This is a genomic window from Rossellomorea sp. DA94 (assembly GCF_029834455.1).
Taxonomy (GTDB): domain Bacteria; phylum Bacillota; class Bacilli; order Bacillales; family Bacillaceae_B; genus Rossellomorea; species Rossellomorea vietnamensis.
Map to the genome: position 1 here is coordinate 1,862,028 of NZ_CP122397.1, position 19,317 is coordinate 1,881,344.

15 protein-coding genes are annotated in these 19,317 nt (G+C 45.9%); 14 read left to right on the forward strand and 1 reads right to left on the reverse strand.

Going from position 1 to position 19,317, the window contains the following annotated elements:
- Positions 1–8: 8 nt before the first annotated feature.
- Genes P8596_RS09720 through pyrE form a run of 7 tightly spaced genes read left to right on the forward strand, consistent with a single transcriptional unit; the run spans position 9 to position 8,598 of the window.
- On the forward strand, positions 9–1,295 hold the full coding sequence (locus tag P8596_RS09720) for a dihydroorotase (protein ID WP_279726716.1): 1,287 nt from the start codon (positions 9–11) through the stop codon (positions 1,293–1,295).
- Positions 1,292–2,383, forward strand: a complete 1,092-nt coding sequence (locus tag P8596_RS09725; RefSeq protein WP_279726717.1) for a carbamoyl phosphate synthase small subunit — start codon at positions 1,292–1,294, stop codon at positions 2,381–2,383. The genes P8596_RS09720 and P8596_RS09725 overlap by 4 nt, the downstream gene beginning before the upstream one ends.
- A complete protein-coding gene (gene carB, locus P8596_RS09730; protein ID WP_279726718.1) occupies positions 2,376–5,588 on the forward strand; it encodes a carbamoyl-phosphate synthase large subunit in 3,213 nt (1,070 codons plus the stop codon). The genes P8596_RS09725 and carB overlap by 8 nt, the downstream gene beginning before the upstream one ends.
- Positions 5,585–6,358, forward strand: coding sequence for a dihydroorotate dehydrogenase electron transfer subunit (locus tag P8596_RS09735; protein WP_224520300.1), 774 nt, complete (start codon positions 5,585–5,587; stop codon positions 6,356–6,358). The genes carB and P8596_RS09735 overlap by 4 nt, the downstream gene beginning before the upstream one ends.
- On the forward strand, positions 6,355–7,296 hold the full coding sequence (locus tag P8596_RS09740; protein ID WP_224520299.1) for a dihydroorotate dehydrogenase: 942 nt from the start codon (positions 6,355–6,357) through the stop codon (positions 7,294–7,296). The genes P8596_RS09735 and P8596_RS09740 overlap by 4 nt, the downstream gene beginning before the upstream one ends.
- The gene (pyrF, locus tag P8596_RS09745; RefSeq protein ID WP_279726719.1) at positions 7,268–7,978 is read left to right on the forward strand and encodes an orotidine-5'-phosphate decarboxylase; all 711 of its coding nucleotides are present in this window, start codon (positions 7,268–7,270) and stop codon (positions 7,976–7,978) included. The genes P8596_RS09740 and pyrF overlap by 29 nt, the downstream gene beginning before the upstream one ends.
- The gene (pyrE, locus tag P8596_RS09750) at positions 7,975–8,598 is read left to right on the forward strand and encodes an orotate phosphoribosyltransferase (protein ID WP_061809819.1); all 624 of its coding nucleotides are present in this window, start codon (positions 7,975–7,977) and stop codon (positions 8,596–8,598) included. The genes pyrF and pyrE overlap by 4 nt, the downstream gene beginning before the upstream one ends.
- Positions 8,599–8,702: 104 nt before the next feature.
- Here the strand turns inward: pyrE and P8596_RS09755 are convergent, their stop codons facing one another.
- Complete coding sequence (locus P8596_RS09755; RefSeq protein WP_279726720.1) at positions 8,703–10,406, reverse strand: Rqc2 family fibronectin-binding protein; 1,704 nt, start codon at positions 10,404–10,406, stop codon at positions 8,703–8,705.
- A 214-nt stretch (positions 10,407–10,620) separates the two neighbouring features.
- Between P8596_RS09755 and P8596_RS09760 the strand changes: the two genes are divergently transcribed.
- From P8596_RS09760 to priA, 7 genes are all read left to right on the forward strand, one after another.
- Positions 10,621–13,302, forward strand: a complete 2,682-nt coding sequence (locus tag P8596_RS09760; protein ID WP_224520297.1) for a calcium-translocating P-type ATPase, SERCA-type — start codon at positions 10,621–10,623, stop codon at positions 13,300–13,302.
- Positions 13,303–13,472: 170 nt separating this feature from the next.
- Positions 13,473–14,348 (forward strand): YicC/YloC family endoribonuclease, encoded by an 876-nt coding sequence (locus P8596_RS09765; RefSeq protein ID WP_159363244.1) that lies wholly within the window; start codon positions 13,473–13,475, stop codon positions 14,346–14,348.
- Positions 14,349–14,404: 56 nt separating this feature from the next.
- The gene (remA, locus tag P8596_RS09770) at positions 14,405–14,677 is read left to right on the forward strand and encodes an extracellular matrix/biofilm regulator RemA (protein ID WP_034755776.1); all 273 of its coding nucleotides are present in this window, start codon (positions 14,405–14,407) and stop codon (positions 14,675–14,677) included.
- Complete coding sequence (gene gmk, locus P8596_RS09775; protein WP_279726722.1) at positions 14,678–15,292, forward strand: guanylate kinase; 615 nt, start codon at positions 14,678–14,680, stop codon at positions 15,290–15,292.
- Positions 15,293–15,514, forward strand: a complete 222-nt coding sequence (gene rpoZ / locus P8596_RS09780) for a DNA-directed RNA polymerase subunit omega (protein ID WP_034755771.1) — start codon at positions 15,293–15,295, stop codon at positions 15,512–15,514.
- Positions 15,515–15,648: 134 nt separating this feature from the next.
- Entirely contained in the window at positions 15,649–16,878 is a 1,230-nt protein-coding gene (gene coaBC / locus P8596_RS09785; protein WP_034755768.1) for a bifunctional phosphopantothenoylcysteine decarboxylase/phosphopantothenate--cysteine ligase CoaBC, read from the forward strand.
- Positions 16,865–19,288, forward strand: a complete 2,424-nt coding sequence (priA, locus tag P8596_RS09790; RefSeq protein WP_279726723.1) for a primosomal protein N' — start codon at positions 16,865–16,867, stop codon at positions 19,286–19,288. Before coaBC ends, priA begins: the two co-directional genes overlap by 14 nt.
- Positions 19,289–19,317 lie beyond the last annotated feature (29 nt).

Sequence of the window (19,317 nt, forward strand, 5' to 3'; positions counted from 1 at the left end):
AATCTGAAATGAATTGGTTAATCCGGAATGCACGAATTGTAACAAAGAATGGTGATCTTGAGACTGTGGATGTAAAGGTGGAGGATAAGAAGATCATCGAGATCGGTTCAGGGCTGAAAGGGAAAGATCATGAGGAGTTTCAAGCAGAAGGGTCAGTGATTTCACCAGGTTTTGTCGACCTGCATGTCCACCTGAGAGAACCGGGCGGAGAACATAAGGAAACCATCGAAACGGGAACGAAATCAGCAGCAAAGGGTGGTTTCACCACCATCGCGGCAATGCCCAATACCCGACCTGTACCCGACTCAGTGGAAACTCTTCAGTCCCTGAATCAGAAGATCTCTGAAACAGCGAGTGTTCGGGTGTTACCGTATGCTGCCATCACGGAAAGACAAATCGGGAATACGCTTAATGACTTACCATCATTAAAAGAAAACGGGGCATTTGCATTCACAGACGACGGGGTAGGGGTACAATCAGCCGACATGATGTATCAAGCCATGAAGATGGCAGCCGGAATCAATGCCTCCATCGTCGCCCATTGTGAAGAGAACACCTTGATTTACGGAGGAGCGGTCCATGATGGGACATTCTCCAGAGAACATAATCTGCCAGGCATTCCTTCCATCTGTGAAGCTGTACATATATCCAGGGATGTGCTATTAGCTGAAGCAGCCGGTGTACACTACCACGTCTGCCATATATCAACAAAAGAATCTGTCCGGGTGGTCAGGGATGCGAAGAGGGCCGGTATCAACGTGACGGCTGAGGTAACACCTCATCATCTTCTGCTCTGTGAAGACGATATCCCGGGGCTTGACCCAAATTTCAAAATGAATCCTCCTCTAAGGAGTAAAGAGGATCGACAGGCTCTTATAGAGGGTCTTCTGGACGGAACGATCGATTTCATCGCCACCGACCATGCGCCCCATACGGAAGCCGAAAAGTCGGAAGGGATGCAGCTCGCTCCGTTCGGAATCGTCGGGTTGGAAACCGCCTTTCCGCTGCTTTATACAAACTTTGTGGAAAAAGGGATCTTCTCTCTGAAGCAGCTTGTTGACTGGATGACCGTCAAACCAAGTGAAGCATTTAATCTTCCGTTTGGACTACTTGAAGTAGGAGGAGAAGCAGACTTTACGCTCATCGATTTGCATGAAAAAAAGGAAATCAATCCGGCTGGATTTATGTCCAAAGGGAAAAACACGCCATTCAAAGGATGGGAATGCAAAGGATGGCCGAAAGCAACTTTTTATCAAGGATCTCTTGTATGGAATGAAGGAGGAAACGAACAATGAAAAGACAACTCATTTTAGACGATGGAACGGTTTTCGTGGGAGAAGGATTCGGAGCAAATGAAGAAAGTATAGGTGAAGTGGTATTCAATACGAGCATGACCGGCTACCAGGAAATCCTTTCAGATCCATCCTACTGCGGCCAACTTGTCACCTTGACGTATCCCCTTGTAGGGAACTACGGCATCAACCGGGACGATTTTGAATCGATCACCCCGGCCATCAAAGCGTTCATTGTGAGAGAAGTGGCGGACTTCCCTTCTAACTGGAGAAATGAATCAACATTGGATGAATTATTAAAAATAAAAGGAATTCCCGGAATATCAGGGATCGATACGAGAAAGTTAACCAGGATCATCAGGAAGCATGGAGCCATGAAAGGCATCATTTGTTCAGCTGAACTGGATTTAGGGGCAATGCTTGATAAGCTCCATGGGACAGATTTACGAACAGATCAGGTCAAACAGGTTTCCACGAAGACGGCCTATGCAAGCCCTGGAAGAGGTTACCGTGTAGTGTTGATGGATTTCGGGATGAAGCACGGGATTCTAAGGGAATTGAACAAGCGGGATTGTGATGTGATTGTGGTTCCTTATGATACTTCAGCGGAAGAAATCAGACGCCTGCAGCCTGACGGGATCATGTTATCGAATGGTCCGGGGGATCCGAAAGATGTACCCCAGGCGATTGAAACGATCAAGGAATTGCTTGGTGAAATTCCACTCTTCGGTATTTGCCTCGGACATCAATTATTTGCCCTGGCGTGTGGAGGGGACTCTTTCAAAATGAAATTTGGACATCGTGGCGGCAACCATCCGGTCAAAGATTTAAAATCCGGAAAGGTCGCACTGACTTCACAGAACCACGGCTATGCAGTCGATGAAAAATCTTTAGCCGGGTCGAGATTACAGGTCACTCACCTGGCCATAAATGATGGAACGGTAGAAGGATTGAAACATTTGGACTTTCCGGCCTTTACGGTGCAGTATCACCCTGAAGCTTCTCCGGGACCCGAGGATTCCAACTACTTATTCGATGATTTCCTGCAATTAATGAAAGAAGAGAAAAGAAAGGAGCTTCAACATGCCTAAACGTACAGACATTAAAAGCATCTTGGTTATCGGAAGCGGACCTATCATCATTGGACAAGCGGCGGAGTTTGACTACGCAGGAACACAAGCCTGCATCGCATTGAAAGAGGAAGGTTACAGGGTCATCCTCGTAAACTCCAATCCTGCCACGATCATGACAGACGCTGAAATGGCAGATAAAGTATACATCGAACCTTTGACACTTGAATTCGTCAGCAGGATCATCCGTAAAGAACGTCCTGATGCGCTGCTGCCTACATTAGGTGGCCAAACGGGATTGAATATGGCTGTTGAACTTGCCCAGTCCGGGGTCTTGGAAGAATGCGGAGTTGAAATCCTCGGGACGAAGCTTTCAGCCATCGAGAAAGCGGAAGACCGTGATTTGTTCAGGAACTTGATGAATGAAATGGGAGAACCGGTTCCGGACAGTGAAATCATCCATTCCCTGGATGAAGCCTATCAATTTGTGAATGAAATTGGATATCCGGTTATTGTCCGTCCAGCCTACACCTTGGGTGGAACCGGAGGGGGAATCTGTCACAACGAAGACGAGTTGGTCGAGATTGTAAGTTCGGGACTGAAATACAGCCCTGTCACACAATGCCTTCTGGAAAAAAGCATTGCAGGCTTCAAAGAGGTAGAATACGAGGTTATGCGGGATGCAGCCGATAACGCCATCGTGGTATGTAATATGGAGAATATAGATCCGGTGGGGATCCATACGGGAGACTCCATCGTGGTAGCACCAAGTCAAACATTAAGCGACCGTGAATATCAAATGCTCCGTAATACAAGTCTGAATATCATCCGCGAGCTGGGAATCGAAGGAGGCTGTAATGTCCAGCTGGCCCTCGACCCTGACAGTTTCCAGTATTACATCATAGAAGTCAATCCCAGGGTGAGCCGTTCATCTGCACTGGCATCCAAAGCGACCGGCTATCCGATTGCAAAACTTGCAGCAAAGATCGCCGTCGGCCTGACATTGGATGAAATGATGAATCCTGTGACGGGTAAAACGTATGCATCATTCGAACCCGCACTGGATTATGTTGTGACGAAGATCCCAAGATGGCCATTTGATAAATTTGAAGCGGCCAAACGAAACCTTGGTACTCAGATGAAAGCAACCGGAGAAGTGATGGCAATCGGCCGGACCTTCGAAGAATCACTTCTGAAAGCGATCCGGTCCCTTGAAAGCAATACGTATCATATGGAATTGAGTGACGCGGATCAATTTACGGACGAATGGATTGAGAAAAGGATCAGAAAAGCAGGGGATGAGCGCCTCTTCTATATCGGCGAAGCGCTGAGAAGGAAAGTGACAATCGAGACCATCCATGAATGGAGCAAAATCGACCTCTTCTTCTTATATAAGATGAATAGAATCATAGAGTTTGAAAAAGAACTGGCGTTGAACCCCTTCAACCTTGAGCTTGCACAAAAAGCGAAGCGCATGGGCTTCTCGGATATCACCATGGCACGTTTATGGGAAAGCTCTGAAGCTGATGTCTATACGTGGAGAAAAGAGCAGGACCTTATCCCGGTATATAAAATGGTAGATACCTGTGCAGCAGAGTTCGAATCTGAAACTCCCTACTTCTACGGCACTTATGAAGATGAGAATGAATCAAGGGTCACAGAACGTGAGAGTGTCATCGTCCTCGGTTCGGGACCGATCAGGATCGGACAGGGAGTGGAGTTTGATTATGCGACCGTTCACTCTGTTTGGGCCATTAAGGAAGCGGGTTATGAGGCCATCATCGTGAATAACAATCCCGAAACGGTCTCGACCGACTTCAGTATCTCGGACAAATTATATTTCGAGCCACTGACGGTGGAAGATGTCATGCACATCATCGACCTGGAAAAGCCAAAGGGAGTCGTCGTCCAGTTTGGTGGACAAACGGCCATCAATCTGGCAGATGAGCTGGTGAGAAGAGGCGTCAAGATTCTGGGTACTTCACTTGAGGATCTCGATCGCGCAGAGAATCGCGATAAATTCGAGCATACTCTGAATGAGCTTGGCATTCCTCAACCCGAAGGTAAAACGGCAGTTTCCGTAGAAGGGGCCCTTGAAATAGCAAAAAGCATCGGTTACCCGGTATTGGTAAGACCTTCGTACGTACTCGGAGGACGGGCAATGGAAATTGTTTACAGGGAAGAAGAGCTTCTTCAATACATGAAAAATGCAGTAAAGGTCAATCCACAGCACCCGGTATTGATCGACCGTTATCTGATCGGCAAGGAAATCGAGGTGGATGCCATCTCAGACGGATCAGACGTAGTCATCCCGGGGATTATGGAGCATATCGAACGTGCGGGAGTTCATTCAGGGGATTCCATCGCCGTGTATCCTCCTCAGCAACTCACACAGGAACAGAAACAAACCATTATCGATTATACGACGAGACTGGCAAAAGGGTTGAACATTATTGGATTACTGAACATCCAGTATGTTATTTCAAAAGGCGAAGTATACGTCCTGGAAGTGAATCCCCGTTCCAGCCGGACAGTGCCATTCATCAGTAAAATCACAAATGTCCCAATGGCGAATATTGCAACCAAGTCCATCCTTGGTATATCCCTGAAAGATCAAGGATATGAATCAGGCCTGGTTCCTGAAAAACAGGGTGTGTACGTCAAAGTCCCGGTCTTCTCCTTTGCCAAACTTAGACGGGTGGACATAACTCTCGGACCTGAGATGAAATCTACTGGGGAAGTAATGGGAAAAGATCAGACATTGGAAAAGGCACTTTACAAGGGTATGGTCGCTGCAGGGATGCAAATGAAGGAATACGGCTCCGTACTCATGACCGTGGCAGATAAAGACAAGGATGAAGCAGTCCTCCTGGCACAACGGTTTATCGATATCGGCTATCAAATCCTCGCAACGAAGGGTACGGCAGAGCATCTGGCCAAGGCGGGTATCACGGTCCGTGAAGTGGATAAGATCGGATCCAGCGGTCCTACATTATTGGATATCATCCAAAGCGGTGAAACCCAGCTTGTCATCAATACATTGACAAAAGGAAAACAGCCTGCCCGGGATGGATTCAGAATTCGAAGGGAATCGGTCGAAAACGGCATTCCATGTCTTACGTCACTGGATACTGCTGAAGCCATCCTGAGAGTGATTGAATCTATGACTTTTTCAGCAGAGGCACTTGACTCACTACCGAAAGTGAAAGAGGCGGTTTATCAATGATCGTTAACGAAAACATGGTTGTGCTTTCTCATGAACGGATAGCTGAAAACATTTATGAACTCGTTCTTCAAGGGAGCCTGGTGGATGAAATAAAGGCCCCGGGACAGTTCGTTCATGTGAAAGTCGGGACGGGAATAGACCCATTACTGAGAAGGCCGATTTCCATCGCCTCCCACGATCCTGAACAACATACCATGACCCTGATCTACCGGGCTGAAGGGAAAGGGACACGACTCCTTTCCCTGGTGGATCGTAGTGATAGGGTCGACGTGTTAGGACCTTTGGGTAATGGTTTCTCCGTGGAAGGCCAACGTAAGACCGCACTGTTAATAGGTGGAGGGATTGGCGTTCCTCCCCTCTACGGTCTTTCCAGGAAGCTTGTAGAAAGCGGTTGGGAAGTGAAGCACATTCTTGGTTTTCAAAATGAATCAGTCAGCTTTTATGAAGATAAGTTCGGGGAACTTGGGCTCACATATGTTGCCACTGTCGACGGCTCCCTTGGTAGTGTTGGATTTGTAACAGATGTCATCTCTGAAGAGAAGCCGGACTTTGATGTGTTTTATTCCTGTGGACCGACACCCATGCTGAAAGCTCTTGAAAGGCAATTGGAGGGCAAACGCGGTTTTATCTCATTAGAAGAGCGGATGGGATGCGGAATCGGGGCTTGTTTCGCCTGCGTATGTCATAAACAGGATGATCCTGAAGGGTCGAGTTACGTAAAGGTTTGCAGTGACGGACCGGTATTTCCAGTAGGGGCGGTGCTTTTATGAAATCATTACAAATCGAATTGCCAGGCTTGTCTTTAAAGAACCCGGTCATGCCGGCATCAGGCTGCTTTGGTTTCGGTCGTGAATATAGTCAGTTTTATGATTTGAGCGAGCTTGGAGCGATCATGATCAAAGCGACGACGGAAGAGGCCCGCTTTGGAAATCCTACACCAAGGGTTGCTGAAACAAACGGGGGTATGCTGAATGCAATCGGGTTACAAAATCCCGGACTCAAAGGTGTGATGGAAAACGAACTTCCATGGCTTTCACAATTTGATGTACCGATCATTGCAAACGTGGCAGGTTCCCAAGTGGAAGATTATGTGGAAGTGGCAAGGGTCATTTCTTCTGCTGAAAATGTAAAGGCACTTGAACTCAATATCTCCTGTCCCAATGTCAAAACGGGAGGAATCGCTTTTGGGACCATCCCTGAAGTGGCTAAGGAGTTGACTGAGAAGGTTAAAGAAGTCTCACAGGTCCCGCTGTATGTGAAATTATCTCCGAATGTCTCCAATATCGTCGACATGGCCAAGGCTGTAGAGGCAGGTGGGGCGGACGGCCTGACCATGATCAATACACTCCTTGGGATGAGACTGGATATGAAGACGGGCAAGCCGGTTCTTGCGAACAAGACCGGCGGATTATCCGGCCCAGCCATCAAACCGGTTGCCATCAGGATGATCTATGAAGTGAGCCAGCAGGTGGATCTCCCGATTATCGGGATGGGGGGAATACAATCAGCTGAAGATGTGATTGAATACTTTTATGCAGGAGCCAGTGCCATTGCAGTCGGGACGGCGAATTTCGTTGACCCATTCGTATGTCAGCGGATCATCAATGAATTACCGCCTCTACTTGAGGAGCTCGGAGTCGAACATATATCCGAATTAACCGGAAGGAGCTGGGGGAAACATGAATCGAGCACCGTTCATAGCACTTGATTTCCCTACATGGGAGATGACTTCAACCTTCCTGGATCAATTTTCAGAAAGTCTGAATGTGAAAGTCGGAATGGAGTTGTACCTTCAAAATGGTCCGGCGATCCTTGAGATGATATTGAATAAAAATCATCGGATTTTCCTGGACCTAAAGCTTCATGATATCCCTCATACAGTATACGGAGCCATGAAAGGACTTGCAGGATTCGATTTGGAGCTAGTCAACGTCCATGCTGCAGGCGGCAGCATGATGATGGAAAAGGCGCTGGAGGGTCTCCATGCCGGAACCCCTGCCAATCATAAGCGCCCAAATCTGATCGCCGTCACACAACTGACCTCGACAACGGAAGAACAGATGCAAGAAGAACAGCTTATCCACACTACCATTAATGAGTCCGTCCTGCATTATGCCACCCTTGCAAAGCATGCGGGACTTGATGGAGTGGTATGTTCACCCCACGAATCGGGTCTGATAAAAGAACATTGCGGGAATGATTTTTTACGGGTCACTCCCGGGATCAGGTTAGCAGAAGATCACATAGGAGATCAAAAAAGAGTCACTACACCGCAAATGGCTAAAGAAATGGGTTCTTCCTACATCGTCGTTGGAAGAAGCATTACAGGTGCTGCGAATCCGGTCCTTGCTTATGAACGGATCGTACATGAATGGGAGGGCAAAGAATGAAACATGAAATCGCAAAGAAATTACTCGACATCGAAGCCGTATTTTTAAACCCGACGGAGCCATTTACTTGGTCATCCGGCATAAAGTCACCGATTTATTGTGATAATCGACTGACACTTTCGTATCCTTCAGTGCGGGACAGCATTTCAACAGGACTGTCCGAGTTGATCCGAAAGCACTTTCCGGAAGCGGAAGTCATCGCAGGAACAGCGACGGCGGGAATTCCACATGCCGCGTGGGTGAGCGAGAAATTAAATCTTCCCATGTGTTATGTCCGGTCAAAGCCTAAAGCCCATGGAAAAGGAAAGCAGATTGAAGGGATCGCGGCACCGGGACAAAAGGTTGTCGTCGTTGAAGATCTGATCTCCACGGGAGGCAGCTGTATAACTGCGGTTGACGCCTTAAGAGAAGCGGGATGTGACGTATTAGGGGTGGTTGCGATCTTCACATATGAATTGGAAAAAGGGAAAAGAATGCTTGAAGAACAAAACATTACATCCTATGCCCTCTCTGATTATTCAAGCTTACTTGAGGTAGCGGTCCAAAATGAGATCATCCGTGAAAGTGAATGGGAACAATTGAAGCTTTGGAGAAAAGACCCTGAGACATGGGGGATGTAAAGGGGAAAGCAACTCGTTTTTTGAGTTGCTTTTTGTCATTCTTCCAAATAAAAACACTTTCATCCGGTGGAATCATTACTGGATGAAAGTGCATCTTTGCTATATCAATCTTTCAACGATCGGACCAAATCGAGATCCGGTGTCACGTAAACGGTTTGCTGTCCTTCGTATATGACAAATCCGGGTTTGGCACCTTTAGGTTTCTTGACCTGTTTGACTTCGGTAAAATCAACGGGTACGGAGCTGGATTCACGGGCTTTACTGAAGTATGCGGCAATATTGGCCGCTTCCTTGATCGTTTCATCAGTTGGGTTGGAACTCTTGATGACAACGTGAGAACCTGGAATATCCTTCGTATGAAGCCAGACTTCATCTCTTCCAGCAACCCGGTTGGTCAAGTAGTCGTTTTGCTTATTGTTTTTACCGACCAGGATCTGTGTTCCGTCAGTTGACGTGTATTGTTCCAATACGGGCTTCATATTGGCCTTTTTCTTTTTAGTTTGCTTGCGGACCTTCAGGTAACCCTCTTCTTCGAGTTCCTCTCTGATTTCCTCCACATCTTTCGTTGAAGCAGATTCTAATTGTTGCAGTAATTGTTCGAGATACACGATCTCTTCCTGTGCTTTTTCAATTTGTTCATGGACGATCTTTATGGCATTCTTCGCTTTTTGATAACGTGAGAAATAATTCTGTGCATTATCCGAAGGCGACTTTTGAGGATTTAATGGAATCGTGATACTTTCCCCGTTTTCGTCATAATAATTGACTACGCTCACCTCCGTCATCCCACGTTCCACGGCATATAGATTCGAAGTAAGAAGTTCACCGAGCAGCTGATAGCGGTCAGCCTGTTGGGCATCGTCAAGCGTTCGCTCCAGTTTCGTTATTTTGTTGACGTTCTTATCCCTTTCATTTCGAATGAACCGCTCGAGGTCATTTCCTTGTTGCTTGACTCGATCACGTGCAGCCTTCTGATAAAAGAAACGGTCAAGCAGTTCACTCAAGGAAGGGAATGTTTGTTTTTCACCCTGAAGATGTTGAAGGTCCATCCAGTAGAATGTTTCCTTATCTGCTGTGATCAGGGTCGGCGCTATATCAAAGTTTTTTGCATGAGCAATCAATGATAGGAATGACTCGGCAATGGCTGCCCCGCTGCCGATCCCTGCACGGTGTACGACTTCCTTCGCGTAAAGCGGTGAGATACCGGCGAAGGATTGGACGATCTGTTTATCAAGCTTACCCGAATTGAAATCAAGGGCACGTAAAACATCTACAGTGTCTGCTTCAAGTGGATCGATTTTATCCTGTTGAGGCGGCAACACGTAGGTATGGCCAGGCAATACAGTACGATGGGTGTTCATGCTTGGTGAAATATGCTTGATGCTGTCAAGAATCATATTTCGTTCTTTATCTACCAGGATGATATTGCTGTGCCGGCCCATTATTTCAATGATCAGTTGTTTATAAGATATATCCCCGATCTCGTTTCTGCCCTTCACTTCGAATACAATCATCCGATCTAATTCAATCTGACTGATCCCTTCAATGATCGATCCTTCAAGATGTTTCCGCAAGAGCATACAAAACATCGGTGGAACCGAGGGGTTGTCATAATTCTCAGCCGTCAATTGAACACGTGAGTAACTTGGGTGAGCGGATAAGAGCACTTTATGGTTCTTTCCATTTGCCCGGATAACCAGAATGATTTCATTTTTATAAGGTTGGTGTATTTTGTTTATGCGTCCGTGTAATAGGTTTTCATTTAATTCTTTCGTCATGTTTCTTGTGAATAATCCATCAAATGACATATATAACATCCTCTGCTTCATGCGATTTCAGTATAGTTTGATTTCTTCCGACTAGGGAGTGGTTGAAAAGTGTATCAAATGTAACCGATTTTATCTCCCTGAAAGGGAAAATGCAAAACATACTTAAATCATATCATTTTTTAGGACGAGTCTGAATAAGAATGCTATGAGAAGGACAACTTTTCGTATCGTAGGAGGAGAGTGACATGGTTGCATGAAATTTCATGAGATGAGACAAGAGGACATAGAGCAGTCGTTAAATACCAATTATCAAGAAGGGCTTTCAACAGAAGAGGTTGCAATCAGACGGAAACAATTTGGGTACAATCAATTAGAAGAAGCTGAGAAGCAGTCAGCTTTATTGTTGTTTTTCAGTCAGTTCAAGGACTTTATGGTTCTTGTGTTATTGGCAGCCACGCTCATTTCAGGTTTACTCGGTGAATACATCGATGCCATCGCCATTATTGCCATTGTGTTCATTAACGGCTTTTTAGGCTTTTTCCAAGAGCGGAAAGCCGAGAGGTCGCTTCAGGCTTTAAAGGAGCTCTCTGCACCCCAGGTTTCAGTGTTAAGGGACGGTAAGTGGGTAAAAATCGTTTCGAAGGATGTCATCATTGGGGATGTCATCCGCTTTGCAAGTGGAGACCGGATCGGGGCGGATGTTCGTCTCATTGAAGCCAATAATCTTGAAATAGAAGAATCCGCCCTGACCGGGGAGTCTTTACCCGTCACCAAATCCACAAACCCTGTAAATGGAGAAAATATGAGTCTCGGGGACTTGGAGAACATGGCATTTATGGGAACGATGGTCACGAGGGGAAATGGAATTGGTGTCGTGACTTCGATCGGTATGAAAACGGCAATGGGGCAAATCGCCGATATGATCCAAAACGCAGAAACCATGACCACTCCTCTTCAGAGAAGACTGGAAGAGTTAGGAAAGATCCTCATTACGGTTGCTCTTGTACTGACAGGATTGGTTGTAGGAATCGGCGTGATCCAGGGCCATGATATGTATACGATGTTCTTAGCCGGGGTTTCATTGGCCGTAGCAGCCATACCTGAAGGGTTGCCTGCCATTGTGACGGTTGCCCTTTCCCTAGGTGTTCAAAGGATGATCAAGAAGAAAGCCATCGTCCGAAAGTTGCCGGCAGTGGAAACATTAGGCTGTGCATCGGTGATTTGTTCTGATAAAACCGGAACCTTGACCCAGAATAAGATGACGGTCACCCATCTGTGGAGTGGAGGAAGGACGTGGACCGTCACCGGCACCGGATATGAACCAGACGGCCAATTTTATACCGGGGAAAAACGGGTGACGCCTCACAGTGAGAATGCACTCCAGCAGCTGCTGACTTTCGGGATGCTGTGCAATCATGCAGAGCTTGTAACCCGTGATAAAACCTTTATCGTCGATGGTGACCCCACTGAAGGGGCTCTTCTTGTAGCAGGATTAAAGGCAGGGCTTTCCAGGGAATCATTGCAGAAAAAATTCACGATTGTCAAAGAGTTCCCTTTTGATTCCACAAGGAAGATGATGAGTATCATCGTGGTCGACCAGAATGGAAAGCACTTTTCTGTAACGAAAGGTGCTCCTGATGTATTGGTCGGGAAAAGCGAATCGATCCTGTGGGAGGGAAGGCTTCAACCGAAATCACCTGAGGTCACTGAAAAAGTAGAAGGGGCCATCAGTGAGATGTCATCCAACGCTTTACGAAACATTGCGATTGCGTATAAACCGATCAAGGAACGTGCTGTTGAAGCGTTAGTGGAAGAGGACGTGGAAGAAGGGGTTACCTTCATCGGTTTACAAGGAATGATCGACCCTCCGAGACCTGAAGTGAAGCAGGCGGTGAAAGAGTGTCGTGCTGCAGGGATCAAGACGGTCATGATCACCGGGGACCATGTTCTGACGGCGAAAGCCATTGCCAAACAGCTCGGCATCTTGAAAAATAAAGATCGCGTCATGGATGGGAAAGAATTAAACGCAATGGAAGTGCATGAACTGGAAGAAATAGTAGATGAAGTGTCAGTGTTTGCCCGGGTATCACCTGAGCATAAGCTAAAAATCGTCAAAGCCCTGCAAAACAGGGGGCATGTCGTGGCGATGACAGGGGATGGGGTCAATGATGCCCCTGCCATAAAATCCTCTGATATTGGAGTCGCCATGGGGATTACAGGCACGGATGTATCAAAGGAATCTTCTTCGCTAGTCCTGTTGGATGATAACTTCGCTACGATTAAATCAGCCATACAGGAAGGAAGGAACATCTATGAAAATATCCGCAAATTCATACGGTATCTGTTAGCTTCGAACGTAGGTGAAATTCTCGTCATGTTGTTTGCCATGATTCTGGCGCTCCCGCTTCCATTGGTACCGATTCAGATTTTGTGGGTGAACCTGGTGACGGATGGCCTCCCTGCCATGGCACTGGGTCTTGATAAGCCGGAAGATGATGTCATGAGAAGAAAACCGAGACATCCAAAAGAAGGTGTGTTTGCAAGGGGGCTCGGGTGGAAAGTGGTATCCAGGGGATTCTTGATCGGCGGGGCGACGCTGCTTGCGTTCATGCTATCGTATAAGACCCATCCAGATCACCTGGCGTATGCCCAAACCGTCGCGTTCGCCACTTTGGTCATGGCACAACTGATCCATGTGTTCGACTGCCGAAGTGAAGTATCGGTGTTTTCAAGAAATCCGTTCGGGAACATGTATCTCGTTTTTGCCGTATTATCTTCACTCATATTAATGCTCTTAGTCATCTATATCCCTTCCCTGCAACCGATCTTCCATACAGTACCGATCGTATTGAAAGATTGGCTCTTGATCATTGGTTTAAGCTCCGTTCCAACCTTTTTACTGGCAGGGTCATTTTTTGCAAGAAAAAAACAGTGAAATGTGGTATAATCCAAAAGGTAATAGAGAAAATCCTCTATTACCTTTTTTATATAAAGCGATATGTTGTACATAAGTGAGGGCTTCCCTTCTCAATCTATCAGCACGAGATGATAGTGAATTCGGTTATCTTACATACGAATACCGTCAAAGGATTGGATGTGATCGTAATGGTTGTCAGTATGACAGGCTTTGGAAGAAGCAAATCAGACTCTGAACAACATACTGTAACGGTTGAAATGAAATCCGTGAATCACAGATTCAGTGAATGTTACATAAGAATGCCGCGACAATTAATGAAGCTAGAGGATAAAATCAAAAAGCAAGTATCCCACCATGTAAAAAGAGGAAAAGTTGATATTTTCATTACCATCACAGGGGACGGCCTTGTGCATAAAAATCTTCATATTGACTGGAAGCTCATTCAAGATTATTATCAGTTAGTAAATGAAGTGAAAGAAACCTTTTCATTAAAAGATGAAGTGCAATTATCCCATCTCCTGAACAGAGAAGAATTCATCATGATCGAAGAGATGGAGGAAGAAAATGAAGAGCTTGAGAATCTGGTTTTAAAAGCTGTGGATGAAGCAGCGCTGGACCTTAAAGTGATGAGGGAGAAAGAAGGGGAACTTCTCAAGAAAGATTTTCTCATCCATCTTAGTCAGTTTGAAAAGAATATCATTGAACTGTCCAGTCATGCTCCGGAAGTGGTCAATCAATATAGAGAACGACTAAGAAAGAGAATTTCCGAATACAACGAAACCTCTTTCGATGAAAGCCGTTTGCTTACGGAAGTGGCCATCTTTGCCGATAAGTCTGACATAACGGAAGAATTGACAAGACTTAAAAGTCATATTCAGTACTTTCACTCCACATTAATCGATTGTGGTCCTGTAGGCAGGAAACTGGATTTCATGATCCAGGAAATGAACAGGGAAGTGAATACGATTGGGTCGAAAGCAAATGATTCCCTCATCGCAACCATTGTAGTGGAACTGAAATCAACACTTGAGAAGCTGAGGGAACAAGTGCAAAATGTAGAATAAGAAGTTTAGTTTCCTATCATTCAGGCGAAACTAAACTATTGATTAGGAGGAGCGTTATGTCGATCAAGCTCATCAATATAGGTTTTGGAAATATCGTTTCAGCCAACCGGATCATTTCAATCGTAAGTCCGGAATCAGCCCCGATCAAACGCTTGATACAAGATGCAAGGGACCGGGGAACACTCGTTGATGCTACATACGGAAGAAGAACAAGAGCGGTCATCATTACGGATAGCGACCACGTTATTCTTTCAGCTGTTCAACCCGAAACCGTTGCTCATCGTTTGACAGATAAAGAGGATTTAGTAGAAGAAGGGCAGGGTAAATAAATGAAAGAAAAAGGATTGCTGATCGTTCTTTCCGGACCATCAGGTGTAGGGAAAGGAACAGTTCGTAAAGCGATTTTTTCCCAGGAAGATACAAGGTTTGAATATTCCATCTCCATGACTACGCGGAAACCCCGTGAAGGAGAAGTGGATGGTGTAGATTATTTCTTTAAATCAAGAGAGGATTTCGAAGTGCTGATCGACCAGGGGAAACTGTTGGAGTATGCAGAGTTTGTAGGGAACTATTATGGAACCCCTGTAGATTATGTCCGGGAAACCCTGGATGCAGGAAGAGATGTCTTTCTTGAAATCGAGGTACAAGGTGCACAACAGGTCAGGGATAAATTCCCCGAAGGTTTATTTATCTTCCTGGCACCCCCAAGTCTTTCTGAACTTCAGAACCGCCTTGTGACAAGAGGCACTGAGACAGATGATTTGATCAGGGGCAGGATGAATACCGCAAGAAAAGAAATCGAAATGATGAATTTATACGATTACATTGTTGAAAATGACCAGATTGAACATGCGGTAGATAAGATTAAATCCATCGTTCAGGCAGAACACTGCAAACGGGAACGAGTGCAACAACGATACTTAAATATGCTGGAGGCTGAATAAATGTTAAACCCATCCATTGATTCATTAATGAAGAAGATTGATTCTAAATATTCGTTAGTCAGTATTGCGGCTAAGCGTGCAAGAAACCTGCAAGATACGGGGGATTACCGTTTGAACCGTTATGATTCTCATAAATTCGTAGGTAAGGCCCTTGAAGAAATTCATGCCGGTCAGCTATCTATGAAAGAAAGAGATGCCAAAGCCGTTTATTCTGATGAATAGGCCGGCGGATCTTATTGAATAACTCCAGGGGTTGACTCGGAAGATTTCATCATCTTTCGGGACAACCCTATTTTCTTTTTCTATCAATATCCTTCATAATATAAGAAGGATAAAGAATAATGGGGGAAAGTAGAATGATGCAGGGGAAAAGAATACTATTATGTGTATCTGGCGGAATAGCTGTATACAAAGCGGCAGCCTTGACCAGCAAGCTGGTGCAGGGCGGTGCTGAAGTGAAGGTGATCATGACGGAGTCGGCACGCAAATTTGTGGCCCCTCTCACCTTTCAGGCCCTATCCCGCCAAGATGTGTATTGGGACACCTTTGATGAAAAAGATTCATCAAAAATTGCTCATATCGACTTGGCGGATTGGGCTGACCTCGTACTGGTGGCACCTGCCACGGCAAACATCATCGGGAAGCTTGCAAATGGGATTGCAGATGACATGATTACAACGACGATTCTTGCAACGACGGCACAGGTGTGGATCGCCCCGGCCATGAATGTACATATGTATGATCATCCAGCAGTGAAAAGGAATATTGAAACCCTTTTTGGGTTCGGTTATCAATTTGTCGAACCAAGTGAAGGGTATTTAGCCTGTGGGTATATCGGCAAGGGAAGATTGGAAGAACCAGAGAAGGTAGTGGAGCTGGTTGATCGTTTTTTCCAGGAACGCGACAGTGATAAAAAGCTCCTTGAGGGGAGAAAAGTAGTGATCACGGCCGGTCCGACGAGGGAGATGGTGGATCCTGTGCGATTCTTTTCCAATCGTTCAACCGGAAAGATGGGATACGCCCTTGCTGAAGCGGCTGTTTCCCTTGGAGCTGATGTCGTTTTGATCTCCGGACCTTCTGTGTTACCGATTCCAGCAGGTGTTGAATTTGTCTCCGTGACGACTGCTGAAGAAATGTATCATAGGGTGCATGATCTATTTCCATCTGCAGATATCGTCGTAAAGAGTGCAGCAGTCGCCGATTACCGCCCTAAAGAAATATTTGAAGATAAGTTAAAGAAAAAAGATGGAAATCTAGTGATCGAATTTGAGCGTACAAAGGATATTTTAATGAGCCTTGGTGAAAGGAAAACTCACCAATACCTCATAGGGTTTGCTGCCGAGACGACAAACGTCGAAGCATATGCCAAGGCGAAGCTTGTGAAAAAGCGGGCAGATATGATCGTCGCAAATAATGTGAAAGAAACGGGAGCCGGGTTCGGAACAGATACAAATAAGGTATCGATTGTCACGAGCGGGGGAGACGCTCGCGAGCTGCCTTTATTATCAAAGTTTGAGGTAGCCAAAGAAATCTATAAAGAAGCCATCCGGCATATGAAGAAGGGTTCCTCACATGAACGTAGCTAGCGTCATTGTCGACGTTCCTGCCATGCAGACGGATCGAACGTATGATTACAGTATCCCGGATGAATGGAAGGGCAGCATCGTTCCCGGTATGAGGGTCGTCGTGCCTTTTGGTCCGAGGAAAATCCAAGGCTTTGTCATTGAATTAAAGGAAAAAGGGGAAGTCTCGAAACTCAAATCGATCGTCGAGCCGATGGATCTCGTACCCGTCCTGAATAAAGAGTTACTTGCACTCGGGAGCTGGTTGACCGAGAAGACCCTCTGCTTTAAAATTTCCGCCTTTCAAGCGATGCTTCCAGCAGCCATGAAAGCGAAGTATGAAAAATTCCTTCGACTGGAAGAAGGCAGGAATCCGGGGGAACTTCATCTCTCCCTCCAACGCTTTTTCAAGGATGGAAAAGAGGTCTCCTGGAATGCAATCGAAGAAAGCGGCATGCTCCCCCTCGTACATAAAGAGGTGAAAAAAGGCTCTGTCGAAGTCATCTACAGGGTGAAAGCCAAAGGGAATAAGAAAACAGTACGAAAGCTTTATCTGAACGTACCAATCGATCAAGTGGATGAAGTGAAAGATGGGTTGCCTCCCCAGGCCAGTAAGCAAAAACAAATCATCGAATATATGATGGATGCGGCTCCTGGTGGTGATGGAATACTCGCATCCACCCTGACGGAAGTGATGTCCACGACTTCAAGTACCGTAAAGTCTTTAGTCCATAAAGGGATCCTTGTTGAGAAAAACGTGGAAATGTACCGTGATCCTTTCGAAAATAGAACATTTGAGAAGACATTCCCCCTCTCATTGACTTCCCAACAGGAAGAGGCGATCGGTCCCATTTTGAGTACCATCGATCAAGAGAAGCATCACACATTTCTCCTTTACGGTGTTACAGGGAGCGGGAAGACAGAGATTTATCTGCAATCCATCCAACGGGTACTCGAGGAAGGGAAAGAAGCAATCGTGCTAGTCCCAGAGATTTCCCTTACCCCTCAGATGGTACACCGCTTTAAAGGAAGGTTTGGTGACGATGTCGCCGTCCTTCACAGTGGATTATCAGTCGGGGAAAAATATGATGAGTGGAGAAAGATTCAGCGCAAGGAAGTGAAAGTGGTGGTCGGAGCGCGCTCTGCCGTTTTTGCCCCTTTTGAAAATATCGGGATCATCATCATCGATGAAGAGCATGAAACCAGCTACAAACAAGAGGAAAATCCACGTTATCACGCACGGGACGTTGCCATCTATCGAGGGGAATTTCATCAATGCCCGGTGATCTTAGGCAGTGCGACGCCTTCCCTGGAATCCTTCGCCAGGTCTTCAAAAGGGGTGTACGGACTTTTGACGCTTGATAAACGGATGAATGACGGGCCGCTTCCATCTGTAGATATCGTGGATATGAGAGAGGAACTCAGGAAGGGAAACCGTTCCATGTTTTCAACAAACCTGTTCGAAAAGCTCCAAGGCAGGCTTGAAAAGGGAGAGCAAACCGTCCTCTTTCTAAATCGCAGGGGGCACTCATCGTTCATCATGTGCAGAGATTGCGGCTTTGTCCTGCAATGCCCCAATTGCGATATCTCCTTGACCTATCATCGATTTTCCAATGGGATGAAATGCCATTATTGCGGGTATGAAGAAGGGGTCCCATCCACTTGTCCTGAATGCACAAGTGAGCATATCCGTTATTTTGGGACAGGTACACAGAAGGTTGAGGAGGAATTGACGAAGCTCCTCCCAGATGCAAGGATCATACGTATGGATGTCGATACCACAACCCGGAAAGGCTCACATGAAAAACTGTTAACGGCTTTCGGGGAAGGTAAGGCAGATATCCTGCTCGGTACGCAAATGATCGCAAAGGGCCTGGACTTTCCGAATATCACCCTGGTAGGTGTACTCAGTGCGGATACGATGCTCCATCTGCCTGATTTCAGGGCAACGGAAAAGACGTTCCAATTATTGACTCAAGTAAGTGGAAGGGCTGGCAGGCATACGCTGCCGGGGGAAGTGGTCATACAAACGTACACACCTGAGCACTACTCGATCGAATTAGCATCCAATCATGATTATAATCGTTTCTATCAGCAGGAAATGATGATGAGAAAAATGGGTTCCTATCCTCCTTTTTACTTCATCACGCTGATCACATTAAGTCATGAAGATCTAATGAAGGTTGTGGATATTTCAGAGAAAATGACGGCTTTCATCCGTTCAAAGCTATCCGATACAACGATCATCCTTGGGCCGGTTGCATCGCCCATTCCCAGGATCAAGAATAGATACCGCTATCAATGTTTGATAAAATACAAGCGTGAACCAAATCTTGCTAGTACGTTGAAAACAGTACTGGATCAATTTCAGCAGCAATATGCATCACAGGGGTTAACCATCTCCATAGATGTGAACCCTTATATGATGATGTAACACTATTCATATAGAAAAATGGAGGACAG